8 protein-coding genes are annotated in these 12410 nt (G+C 71.4%); all 8 read left to right on the top strand.

Going from position 1 to position 12410, the window contains the following annotated elements:
- Positions 1–48: 48 nt before the first annotated feature.
- The 8 genes from DEI92_RS08805 (at position 49) to DEI92_RS08840 (ending at position 12393) form a co-directional block, all read left to right on the top strand.
- Complete coding sequence (locus tag DEI92_RS08805) at positions 49–951, top strand: F0F1 ATP synthase subunit gamma (RefSeq protein WP_111013230.1); 903 nt, start codon at positions 49–51, stop codon at positions 949–951.
- Positions 952–992: 41 nt separating this feature from the next.
- Positions 993–2453: a F0F1 ATP synthase subunit beta gene (gene atpD, locus DEI92_RS08810; RefSeq protein WP_111009191.1), complete on the top strand. Its 1461-nt coding sequence runs from the start codon at positions 993–995 to the stop codon at positions 2451–2453.
- Between the two features lie 2 nt (positions 2454–2455).
- A complete protein-coding gene (locus tag DEI92_RS08815) occupies positions 2456–2734 on the top strand; it encodes a F0F1 ATP synthase subunit epsilon (RefSeq protein WP_111009190.1) in 279 nt (92 codons plus the stop codon).
- An 11-nt stretch (positions 2735–2745) separates the two neighbouring features.
- A complete protein-coding gene (locus tag DEI92_RS08820) occupies positions 2746–3504 on the top strand; it encodes a YaaA family protein (protein WP_258370157.1) in 759 nt (252 codons plus the stop codon).
- 70 nt (positions 3505–3574) lie between these two features.
- Positions 3575–4156, top strand: a complete 582-nt coding sequence (locus DEI92_RS08825; protein ID WP_111025662.1) for an FHA domain-containing protein — start codon at positions 3575–3577, stop codon at positions 4154–4156.
- 13 nt (positions 4157–4169) lie between these two features.
- Positions 4170–4997: a PP2C family serine/threonine-protein phosphatase gene (locus tag DEI92_RS08830; RefSeq protein ID WP_111009188.1), complete on the top strand. Its 828-nt coding sequence runs from the start codon at positions 4170–4172 to the stop codon at positions 4995–4997.
- Between the two features lie 145 nt (positions 4998–5142).
- Positions 5143–6549, top strand: coding sequence for a serine/threonine-protein kinase (locus tag DEI92_RS08835; RefSeq protein ID WP_111013231.1), 1407 nt, complete (start codon positions 5143–5145; stop codon positions 6547–6549).
- A complete protein-coding gene (locus tag DEI92_RS08840; RefSeq protein WP_111013232.1) occupies positions 6550–12393 on the top strand; it encodes an Ig-like domain-containing protein in 5844 nt (1947 codons plus the stop codon).
- The last annotated feature ends 17 nt before the right edge of the window (positions 12394–12410 follow it).

Raw genomic sequence — 12410 nt, forward strand, 5'->3', positions numbered from 1 at the left:
GTCCGCGCGTCCTGACGATCTCCACCTCCCGAACAAGAACGGACAGCAATGGGAGCACAACTCCGGGTCTACCGGCAGCGCATCCGCTCGGCGCAGACGACCAAGAAGGTCACGCGCGCCATGGAGCTGATCTCCGCGTCGCGGATCCAGAAGGCGCAGGCCCGCATGGCCGCGTCCGGCCCGTACTCGCGGGCCGTGACGCGTGCCGTGTCCGCCGTGGCCACCTTCTCGAACGTCGAGCACGTGCTGACGACCGAACCGGCCAGCTCGACGCGTGCCGCGATCGTCGTGTTCACGTCGGACCGCGGGCTGAACGGTGCGTTCAGCTCGAACGTGCTGAAGCAGACCGAGGAGCTCGCGTCGCTGCTGCGCAGCGAGGGCAAGGACGTCGTCTACTACCTCGTGGGCCGGAAGTCGGTCGGGTACTTCTCGTTCCGCCAGCGTGACTCGGAGCGGCAGTGGATCGGCGGCACGGACCAGCCGTCCTTCTCGACGGCCAAGGAGATCGGCGACGCGGTCGTCGGCAAGTTCCTGCAGGAGACGTCCGAGGGCGGTGTGGACGAGATCCACATCGTGTTCAACCGGTTCGTGAGCCTCGTGACCCAGGAGCCGCAGGTCGTGCGACTGCTGCCGCTCGAGGTGGTCGAGGGAGTCGACGCTCCGGCGGACGACGCTCCGCTCCCGCTGTACGAGTTCGAGCCGGACGCGGACGCCGTCCTCGACGCCCTGTTGCCCGTCTACATCGAAAGCCGCATCTTCAACGCGATGCTGCAGTCCGCCGCCTCGGAGCACGCTGCTCGCCAGCGCGCGATGAAGTCCGCCAGTGACAACGCGGACTCGCTGATCCGCGACTTCACGCGGCTCGCGAACAACGCGCGTCAGGCCGAGATCACCCAGCAGATCTCCGAGATCGTCGGCGGTGCCGACGCGCTCTCCGGCACCAAGAAGTAACCCCACCAGGGTCAGAAACCACCCCCAGGAAGGCACCAGCCATGACCGACACCGCCACCATCGCGGTCGAGTCGTCGTCGGCACCCGGCGTCGGCCGGATCGCCCGCGTCACGGGCCCCGTCGTCGACATCGAGTTCCCGCACGACGCGATCCCCGACATCTACAACGCGCTCCACACGACGATCACGCTCGGCGAGAACCAGCAGGAGATCACGCTCGAGGTCGCCCAGCACCTCGGCGACGACCTGGTGCGCGCGATCGCCCTCAAGCCGACGGACGGCCTCGTCCGCGGCCAGGAGGTCCGCGACACCGGTGCGCCGATCTCGGTGCCGGTCGGTGACGTCACCAAGGGCAAGGTGTTCGACGTCACGGGGAACATCCTCAACGCCCAGCCCGGTGAGCACATCGAGATCACCGAGCGCTGGCCCATCCACCGCAAGGCCCCGGCGTTCGACCAGCTCGAGTCGAAGACCACGATGTTCGAGACGGGCATCAAGGTCATCGACCTCCTCACCCCGTACGTGCAGGGTGGCAAGATCGGCCTGTTCGGTGGTGCGGGTGTCGGCAAGACCGTCCTCATCCAGGAGATGATCCAGCGCGTCGCCCAGGACCACGGCGGTGTGTCGGTGTTCGCGGGCGTCGGTGAGCGCACCCGTGAGGGCAACGACCTCATCGGCGAGATGGACGAGGCCGGGGTCTTCGACAAGACCGCCCTGGTGTTCGGCCAGATGGACGAGCCGCCGGGAACGCGCCTCCGCGTGGCGCTGTCGGCCCTGACCATGGCCGAGTACTTCCGCGACGTCCAGCGGCAGGACGTGCTGCTGTTCATCGACAACATCTTCCGCTTCACGCAGGCGGGCTCCGAGGTCTCGACGCTGCTCGGTCGCATGCCGTCCGCGGTGGGCTACCAGCCGAACCTCGCCGACGAGATGGGTGTGCTCCAGGAGCGCATCACCTCGACGCGGGGCCACTCGATCACCTCGCTCCAGGCGATCTACGTGCCGGCCGACGACTACACCGACCCGGCGCCGGCCACGACGTTCGCACACCTCGACGCGACGACGGAGCTCTCGCGTGAGATCGCGTCGCAGGGCCTGTACCCGGCGGTCGACCCGCTCGCGTCGACCTCGCGCATCCTCGACCCGCGCTACCTGGGCCAGGACCACTACGAGACCGCGACCCGCGTCAAGCAGATCCTCCAGAAGAACAAGGAGCTGCAGGAGATCATCGCGATCCTCGGTGTGGACGAGCTCTCCGAAGAGGACAAGATCACCGTCGAGCGTGCTCGTCGGATCCAGCAGTTCCTCTCGCAGAACACCTACATGGCGAAGAAGTTCACGGGCGTCGAGGGCTCCACCGTCCCGCTCAAGGACACGATCGAGTCGTTCCGCGCCATCGCGGACGGCGAGTTCGACCACGTCGCCGTGCAGGCGTTCTTCAACGTCGGTGCGATCTCCGACGTCGAGGAGAAGTGGGCGCAGATCCAGAAGGAGAACCGCTGATCATGGCCGGTCTCACCGTGAGCGTCGTGTCGGCCGACCAAGAGGTCTGGACGGGCGACGCCACCATGGTCGTGGCCCGGACGACCGAGGGGCAGATCGGTGTCCTCGCGGGGCACGAGCCCATGCTCGCCATCCTCGCGCAGGGGCAGGTGCGGATCTCGCGCGCCGACGGGAGCACCGTCCACGCGGACGCCGAAGACGGCTTCCTGTCGGTCGAACACGACACCGTCACGATCGTGGCGCGCCAGGCCGCCCTCGCGTCCACCGGAGGACGGGCCTGAGCGGACTGACGATCCTCCTCCCGCCGTCGGAGACCAAGCGGGAGGGCGGTGACGACACGCGCCCCTTCGACCTCGGTGCGCTGTCGTTCCCAGAACTGACCAGTGAGCGGGTCGCGGTGATCGCCGCGGCCCGCTCCGTCAGTTCTGACGACGAGTCGGCGCGGTACGCGCTGCGACTCGGTCCGCGATCCGTGGGGGAGCGTCTCCGCAACCTCTCCCTGGAGGGTGCGCCGACCCTCCCGGCCGTGGAGCGGTACACGGGTGTCCTGTACGACCCACTCGACGCGTCCTCCGCGCCGCCGGCGGTCCGCGAGTGGTGGCAGCGACACGTGATCGTGCAGTCCGCGATGTTCGGTCCCATCGCGGCTGGTGATCCGATCCCGGCCTACCGCCTGTCCCACGACGCGCGGCTGGGGAACCTCCGCCTGGGGAGCGTGTGGCCGGGGTCGACCGCGCGGGCGCTCGGATCGCGCGGAGTCGACGGCGTCGTGCTCGACCTCCGTTCCGAGGGGTACCGTGCGCTCGGGCCGGTGTCCGGATCGGTCCGGCTCCGCGTCGTGTCGGAGGGAACGGACGGCCGTCGCCGCGCGCTGAACCACTGGAACAAGACCGCGAAGGGCCGGCTCGTCTCCGCACTCGGTCGGGCTCAGATCGAGCCGGGGTCCATGTCGGACCTCGCCGACTGGGCTCGGACGGTCGGGATCGGGCTCGATCGGACGTCCGACGGATGGGACCTCGTGGCGGAGACCCTCGAACCCGCGACAGTGTGACGAGTGCCGCCCCTCGCGGGCAGGGGAGCACGGTCGACTACGGTGGAACGACCGATCCGGGGAGGTGGACATGGGCGAGGACGACGACACCATCCTCGGACGTCCGGTGACGCGGCCGTCCCCGCCGCATCCCCACGTGCGGCACGCCCGTGACGACGGCGGTCCGGCGCGGCCCACGGCAGGGTCGACCACGACCGGGTCGCCGCATCCGGGCACCGACGGCGTCGAGTCCGGGCGCGTCCCGGCGATCCGGGTCGGCGAACAGGTCGTCCGGCTCGACCGGCCGGTGGTCATCGGTCGTCGTCCCGCACCACCGCGGGTGCCGCTCACCGCACGGCCGCTGCTCGTCACCGTGCCCTCCCGGCACGGTGAGGTCTCGGGCTCGCACCTCGCCGTCCGCGCTGAGGGAACCGCCGTCGTCGTGGAGGACCTCGCGTCCACGAACGGCACGGTCGTGCGTGCGCCCGGTGCCCGTCCGTTCCGCATGCCCTCCGGTGCCGCGATCGTCGTGCTCACCGGTACGGTGGTGGACATCGGGGACGGCAACACCGTCGAGATCCTGTCCCGTCACCTCCGCATCCCGGAAGCGACCCGCGGCGGTCTGGCCGGTGACCCCCTCGACCTCCCACCGATCCCACGACACCACGACTGAGAGCGACCCACCCGTGACGGAACTCGGCCGACCGACGTCGGCGCACTCCCTGGCCCTGCCCGGTGCGGACGGCGGTGCCCTCACGCTCTCGTGGGGGGCCGCGACCGACGTCGGTCGGCGTCGCGACCACAACGAGGACAGCTACCTCGTCGAGTCGCCGTTCTTCGTCGTGGCGGACGGCATGGGCGGCCACCTCGCGGGGGACCGGGCGAGCGACGCGGTGGTCCGTCGTCTCGGGGCGCTCCGCGACGTCTTCGCCTCGGAGGACGCGATCCAGGCCGCGCTCGTGCGCGCGACGTCGGACATCGAGCGCGCGGCCGGGGGCAACGCGATCGGTGCCGGCACCACCGTGACGGGCGTCGCGATCATCGCGGCAGGGGGCGTCCCCGCGGCGCTCGTGTTCAATGTCGGGGACTCGCGGACCTACCGTGTCGAGAACGGCGCGATGCGACGGGTGACCGTCGACCACTCTGTGGTCCAGGAGATGGTGGATGCCGGGCTGCTCCGCGCCGAGGACGCCGAGTCTCACCCGGACAGCAACGTCATCACGCGCGCGGTCGGGTTCGGCGAGACGCCGGAGCCCGACTTCTGGACGCTGCCGCTGCACGCGGGTGACCGCTACATCATCTGCTCCGACGGTCTCACGAAGGAGATCGGCGACGTGGGGATCTCCCGGATCGCGGCGAAGGTGGACGACCCGCAGCAGCTCGCCGAGCGCCTGGTGGGTGACGCGATCGTCGCCGGTGGCCGCGACAACGTGACGGTCGTGGTCCTGCAGGTCGACGCCGCGCCGCACGCCGACGACGTCGAGGACACGCTGCCCCGCCACCGGTCCGCCTGAGGTCCGTCACCACCCCCGAACTGGGGTGCCGACGCCGTGCAGTTGTCCACAGACCGACCGACGACGCCGGGACCGCTCCGTAGAATCGAGGGGTTGCGGGCCGGATCGCGGTCGCGCTCGGAGCACGTGGTCGTAAGGAGAGGTCATGGCCCGCCGCCTGCCGTCCACGCCACCCGTGCTCCCCGGCTTCACGTACGTGCACGTCCTGGGATCGGGCGGGTTCGCCGACGTGTTCCTGTACGAGCAGAACATGCCGCGTCGCCAGGTCGCGGTCAAGGTCCTCCTCGACGAGGTCGTCGACGACCGGGTGCGGCAGTCGTTCCAGTCCGAGGCGAACCTCATGGCGCGGCTCAGCACCCACCCGTCGATCCTGACGGTGCTCCAGGCCAGCGTGGCGGCCGACGGTCGGCCGTACCTCGTGATGGAGCTCTGCTCGGCGTCGTTGAGCGAGCGCTACCGTCGGGACCCGGTCCCGGTGTCCGAGGTCCTCGCGATCGGTGTCCGCGTCGGGTCCGCCCTCGAGACCGCGCACCGCGAGGGCGTCCTGCACCGGGACGTCAAGCCCTCCAACATCCTCCGCACCGCGTACGGCAGCCCGGTGTTGTCGGACTTCGGTATCGCCGCTTCCATCGGCGAGGCCGACCCGGACGAACCGATCGGGATGTCGATCCCGTGGTCCGCGCCCGAGGTGCTCATGGACGAGTCCCGCGGTTCGGTGCAGTCCGAGGTCTACTCGCTCGCCGCGACGGTGTACTCGTTGCTCGCCGGCCGGAGCCCCTTCGAGGTACCTGGTGGCGCGAACGGTGCGGACGACCTCATGGGCCGCATCGACAAGGGCACGCCGAAGCCGACCGGGCGGCCCGACGTCCCCCCGTCGCTCGAGCGGCTCCTCGCGGCGGCGATGTCCCGACGCCCGGAACAGCGGCCCGCGACGGCGATCGAGTTCGTCCGCGGACTCCAACAGGTGGAGGCAGAACTCGGTCTCCCGCAGACCCCGGCCGAGGTCGAGGTCGAGAACTGGGCGATGGCGTCGGTCGGTGACGCCACGGACCGCACCATGCTCCGCAACGTCGCCGCGCCGGTCGCCGGTGGCCGTCGGCGCCGTGCGCGGCAGTCCCCGCGCGGCGGGCTCACGACCACGGCGTCCCGGAGCGTCGGCACGGTGCACCGCAGCGCGTCGACGGCCCGGGTCGGCCGGCGGTCGCGGTCGACCCTGCTGTGGGCCGCCCTGGCCGCCGTCGTGGTCGCCGTGGTCGCCGTGTCGGCGACGCTGGTGCTGACCCGGACCGGCTCGGGATCGATCCCGACCGTGTCGGACATCCGGGCGACGACCGTCGGCACGACCGTCACGTTCCGCTGGGGTGACCCGGGCACACGCGCCGGTGACACGTACGTCATCAGTTCGAACGGCGGCACGAGTCAGCAGACCGGGCGGAGCTTCGTCGTCTCGGGCAAGCGGGGCGACGAGGAATGCGTCGCCGTCGCGGTCAACCGGGACGGCAAGAACGGCGACCAGAGCGCCCAGAAGTGCGTCACCATCGGGGACGACTAGGTGCTGCGCGTCGTACTGCGACGGCACCGCTCGGTGCTCATCACCACGATCGTCGCGTTCGTGGTGATGGTCGTCGTCGCCACCACCGCGATCGTTTCGAGCGGCTACCACACGCAGCGGGTGGACCTCGGCGACGGGACCGTGTGGGTCCCGAGCGGACAGTACGGAGCGGTCGGCCGCGCGAACACCGGCGTGCTCCAGCTCAACACGGCGGTCGCGGCCGCCTCGGACACCCTCGCGGTGGTGCAGCGAGGCCACCGGGTGTGGAGTGTCGACGAGACGAAGGGCACGCTCACGCGGGTGGACGTCGCCGACGCAACCCTCGGGGATCCGGTCACGTTGCCCTCGGGGTCCCCGCAGGTGTTCCTGGCCGGCGGCACGGGGGTGATCGGCAACGGTGACACCGGGCAGTTGTGGGCGACCCCTGCCGACGCGATCGGTGCGTTCGACACCGCCACGAAGGCCGACCTCACCCTCGGTGCCGACGCCGTGTTCGATGCCGATGACTCGGACGTGGCCGTCTACTCGCCCCGCACCGGCACCGCGTCGCTCGTCGCGGTGGGGACGTCCCTGAGCGTCCGACGGACGTTCGACGTCGCGATGTCCCGGAAGCACGACCTCCAGACCGCGGTGGTCGGCGACCACCTGGCCGTGTTGGACCGCACGAGTTCCGTGCTCGCGATCGACGGCCGGCGCGTCGCCCTCGGCGACCGGGTGAGCGGTCGGGCGACCCTCCAACGGTCCTCGTCGTCCGGAACCGCGGTGACCGTGGCGAGTGCTGCCGGGCTCCTGCGGGTCTCACCCTCGGGCGGGGTGACGGCGGTGCGCCTCGGCGTCTCCGGCACGCCCGCGCGCCCCTACGTCGACGGCTCGTGCACGTTCGGCGCGTGGAGCGGGGGCCAGGCCGTGGACACGTGCGACGGTCGAGCCGTGCAACGACTCGACGCGGTGCCGTCGGGGGCGGCACTCACCGTGCAGCACAACGGCGACACGGTCGTGGCCAACGACCCGGAGTCCGGGCGCACCTGGGCGATCGACCGGAGCGGGCAGCTCATCGACAACTGGGGCGACCTGATCCAGAAGCAGGACGACCGGCAGCAACGACAGGCCTCGTCCGACGACGCGACCGCGGACACCGAGCAGAAGCCGCCTGTCGCCACCGACGACGTCCTCGGTGCGCGGCCGGGCCGGACGACGGTCCTGCCGGTGCTCCTCAACGACTACGACCCCAACGGGGACCCGATCGTCATCGAGGACGTCGGCAGCATCGATCGTACGACGGGGACGGTCGCCCGCATCGACGAGCGGCAACAGCTCCAGATCACCCTCTCGCCGCGAGCGACGGGCACGGTCCGCTTCCGCTACGAGATCAGCGACGGCAACGGCGGCACCGCCTCGGCGACCGTGAGCGTCACCGTGAAGACCCCCGCGCAGAACGGCGCTCCCGTGCAGGTCCGCGACACCCACGCCGTCGTCGTCCGTGCCGGCACGGTCTCGACGAACGTGCTGTCGGACTGGGTCGACCCCGACGGCGACCCCGTCTACCTGGCCTCTGCCTCCGCGCCGGACGGCGACACCGTGACCACGACGCCCGACGGGGTCGTGGACGTGACCGACCACTCCGGTCGCACCGGCGAGCGCACCGTGCAGCTGGTCGTGAGCGACGGGCGCCTGCAAGGACGGGGGACCCTCACGGTCGACGTGGACGCACAGGGCAAGGCGCCCCTGTCCGCGGATTCGTTCGCGGTGCAGGCGTACGCGGGTGAACCCCTGACGGTGCACCCGCTCGACCACGTGCGCGGCGGCAACGGCACGGTGACCCTGACCAGCGTCCCGGCGGTGGCCAGGACCACGCTGACGCCGAGCTACGACGCGGGCACCTTCGTCGTGTCGAGCGCCGTACCGGGCGACCACCTGCTCGCCTACACCGTGACCGACGGCACCAAGACCGCCACCGGAGTCGTCCGCGTCACCGTCGAGGCGGCGCCGGACGCCTCGACCGCGCCCATCACGACGCCGAAGACGGTCTTCGTGGACACGCTCTCCACGAAGGACACGGACGTCACGGCCACCGACATCGACCCGGCAGGGGGCGTCCTGCTCGTCACGGGACTCAGCGGGGTCGACGGCGGCAGCGGCGTGCAGGCCACCGTGCTCGACCAGCACACCGTCCGGGTGACGCTGATCGCTCCGCTCTCCGGGCCCGTGACCTTCACCTACACCGAGACCAACGGGCTCGCGTCGAGCACCGGCACGGTGACCGTCATCGAGGTCCCCGAACCGGACCACGTCCAACCACCCGTCGCCCAGCCCGACAGCGCGACCGTCCGCGTCGGCGACGTGGCGACGATCGACGTGCTCGCGAACGACACGCAGCCGGACGGAGAGCCGTTGACGCTCGAGCCGGACCTGGTGCAGAACCTGCCGGCCGGTGCCGGTCTGCTGTTCGTGTCGGGAGACACCCTCCGGTACCTCGCCCCCGACACCCCTGGCAACTACACGGCGGTGTACCGCGTGGACGGACCGGACGGCCAACACGCGGACGCCGTCGTCTCGATCGCCGTGCGCGAGCGGGACGCCGCCACGAACGCCGCACCGGTCCCGGACACGATCACGGCCCGGGCGGTGGCGGGGCAGACGGTGCGGGTGACCGTGCCGCTGTCGGGGATCGACCCGGACGGCGACTCCGTCCAGCTCGTCGGAGTCGCGTCGAACCCGGACAAGGGCTCCGTCAGCGACGTCACCGCGTCCACGCTCGACTACGCGGCGGGGGACTACTCCGCAGGGACGGACCAGTTCACCTACACGGTGGTCGACGCCCTGGGCGCCCGTGCGACCGGGACCATCCGCGTCGGCATCGCGCCGCGGGCGGACCAGGCGTCGAACCCGGTCGCCCAGGCGGACCACGTCACCATCCGGCCGGGCGGCAGCGTGACCGTCCGGGTCCTCGAGAACGACTCCGATCCGGACGGCGGTGACCTGCGGGTCACGCGAGCCGAGCCGAACGGTCCCGGTCTCGAGGCCCGTGTGTTGCGGCACCAGGAGGTCAAGGTCACGCCCCCGCCGGCGGCCCGACGCGGCGACTTCGCGGTCCTCTACACCGTCGCGAACGACGACGGCGGTGCGAGCACGGCCTTCCTCACCGTCACCGTCGACCGGGACGCCGCACCGCTCCGGCCGGAGGTCTCGGACTCCACCCTCGACCTCGTCGACATCCTGCATCGCAAGGCGGTCTCCGTCGACGTCCTCGCGAACACGTTCTTCGCCGAGGGCTCGACCGCGGACCTCCGCGTCGGGCTCGTCCGCGGCTACGCGGACGGCGCGCGGGTCACGCGGTCGGGCCGGATCGTGGTCCCGGTGACGGCCCGGTCCCGGATCATCCCGTTCTCCGTCGCGCGTCGCGACCACCCTGACGTCGTCTCGTACGCGTTCGTGCACGTGCCCGGACTCGACGACGCGCTGCCGCAGATCGACCGCACCGCCCCGGCGATCACGGTGCGGAGCGAGTCGACGGTCCAGATCCCGCTGTCGAAGTACGTGGTGACGGCCAACGGCGCCGTCGCGCACGTGACCGACCCGAGCACCGTCAAGGCGACCCATGCGAACGGGGCCGACCTCGTCGTCGACCCGACCACCCTGTCGTTCACCTCCGCCAAGCTCTACTACGGGAACGCCTCGATCTCGTTCGAGGTCACCGACGGTTCCGACGCGAACGGAGGCAAGGGCCGCGTGGCGACGCTCGTCCTGCCGATCAAGGTGACCCCGCGCACCAACCAGCCGCCGTCGTTCACCGGGAGCACGATCGAGCTGCAGCCGGGTGACCGCCGGACGGTGGACCTCACGAGGCTGACGGACTACCCCTACCCGAAGGACCTCGGCGAGCTGCGCTACGACGTCGTGAGCCGCCCCGCCAGCGGCGTCACGGCGACGATCAGCGGGCAGCGGATGACGCTCGCGGTCGACGACGACGCGACCAAGGGCTCGACGGCGTCCGTCGGCGTCGGCGTCGCCGATCGGAGTGCGGCGGGTCGCAGCGGCACGATCGCGGTGGAGGTCGTGGCGTCGACCCGTCCGCTCGTGCAGCCGGCCGCGGACCGCGCCGTCGTCAAGCGTGGACAGACCGCCGACGTCGACGTCCTGGCGAACGACGCCGCGACCAACCCGTTCCCCGGTCGGCCCCTGCGGGTGGTCGCGATCCGCGGACTGTCCGGCGGCGTCCCGGCGGGCGTGTCGATCACCCCGAGCGCCGACCGTGCGCGCCTGACGGTCCGGGTGGCCGCGTCCGCTCGCCCCGTCGACACCCACCTGCAGTACGAGGTCGCGGACGCGACGAACGACCGCGACCGGTACGTCTGGGGCGACGTCACCGTGTCGGTCCAGGACGTCCCGGAGCAGCCCTCCGTGCCCACCAGGACGGGGACGTACCAGGGTGGGTCGTTGTCGCTCACCTGGAACGCACCGGCGGCCAACAACGCCGCCATCTCGGACTACCGCGTGACCAGCCGGACCTCGGGTGGCCGCACCGCGACGCACGACTGCGGTGCGAGCACCGTCTGCACGCTCACCGACCTCGATCCGCAGGAGCGGTACACGTTCACCGTCACCGCGGTGAACGCGGCCGGCAGCTCGAAGCCGTCCGGGGCGAGCGCCGTGATGAGCGACGACTTCATCCCGGCGGCCCCGGCCTCGGTGACGGTCACGCCGGCCAAGGAGACGCCACGTCGGCTCGTCGTGCAGTGGGCGGCCGTCCCACGACCGGGCACGGGGTCCACGGTCTCGAACTACGTCGTCACCCTCGAGGGGCCGTCCGGCACGCAGGCGCAGACGGTCGGCGCGGCGACCACGTCCACCTCGTTCGACGGCCTGCAGCCGGGCGGCCAGTACACCGCCACCGTGTCGGCGCGGAACGCGGCCCTGGTCCTCTCGACCGCGGACTGGAACGAGCGGACGTCCGCCGCCGCGACGGCCGTCGGTCAGCCGGCAACCCCGTCGCTCTCGGCCACGGGCAGCCCCGACGGCCAAGGACGGACCACGGTGCGGCTGTCCTCCGCGGAGGCCGACTGGGCCGGAGGCACGGCCACGCGCCTGACGATCGCCCGGTTCGATCCGGGCGCCGCGATCCCGTCCGGTTGCCCGCCGACGGGAGCCGGTGCGACGTTCGGAGCGACCGACACCGACACGATCAGCGGCGACGGCGACTACCAGTACGTCGCGTACGCCGACAACGGCCGTTTCTGCAGCGCCAGCGCCCCGACGAGCGTCACGAGCTACGCGCCGCCGGCGACGCCGACGGGCAGCGTCGACGTCGAGCAGGTGGACCCGACCTCGCCGAACTGGCAGATCCGGATCAGCGGGGTGTCCTCGGCCAGCAGTCGCGTGGACCACTACGCCTACACCGTGAACGGTGGCTCGGAGGTGCCGCTGACCGGGGACACGTGGTCGACCGGCACCGGGTACGGTGACCAGGCGGCCATCCGATTGGTGGCCTGCGCGACGGCGTCGGACGACTACTGCAGCACGAGCGACCCCGTGTCCGTCCAGCCCTTCACCACGCGTGCGACCATCGCGAGCGCTGTGCAGGGCCAGGCGCCCGTCGTGAACGCTCCGGACAACGACGGTCGGCTCGCGCCCAGCGGCTACGACGTCAGCTACTGCATCGGTGGCGCCTCGGGGTTGTGCACCGACACGGACCCGGTGACGGGCGAAGCGTTCACCACCACGGACCCGGTGCCCGTGGGGTACGACACGATCCGCGTGCAGGCGACGGTGAACGGACAGCAGGACCCGACGGGCGCGTCGGCGCCGATCACCACGCCGGCCGTTCCACAATCGACCAACGGCTGAACGGCGCGTGACCGACG

This window comes from Curtobacterium sp. MCBD17_034, assembly GCF_003234515.1.
GTDB lineage: Bacteria > Actinomycetota > Actinomycetes > Actinomycetales > Microbacteriaceae > Curtobacterium.

What these genes read in the sequence shown, in the direction of transcription:
- DEI92_RS08805 (WP_111013230.1), top strand. Translation starts at nt 49, where the DNA reads ATGGGAGCACAACTCCGGGTCTACCGGCAGCGCATCCGCTCGGCGCAG.
- atpD (WP_111009191.1), top strand. Translation starts at nt 993, where the DNA reads ATGACCGACACCGCCACCATCGCGGTCGAGTCGTCGTCGGCACCCGGC.
- DEI92_RS08815 (WP_111009190.1), top strand. Translation starts at nt 2,456, where the DNA reads ATGGCCGGTCTCACCGTGAGCGTCGTGTCGGCCGACCAAGAGGTCTGG.
- DEI92_RS08825 (WP_111025662.1), top strand. Translation starts at nt 3,575, where the DNA reads ATGGGCGAGGACGACGACACCATCCTCGGACGTCCGGTGACGCGGCCG.
- DEI92_RS08835 (WP_111013231.1), top strand. Translation starts at nt 5,143, where the DNA reads ATGGCCCGCCGCCTGCCGTCCACGCCACCCGTGCTCCCCGGCTTCACG.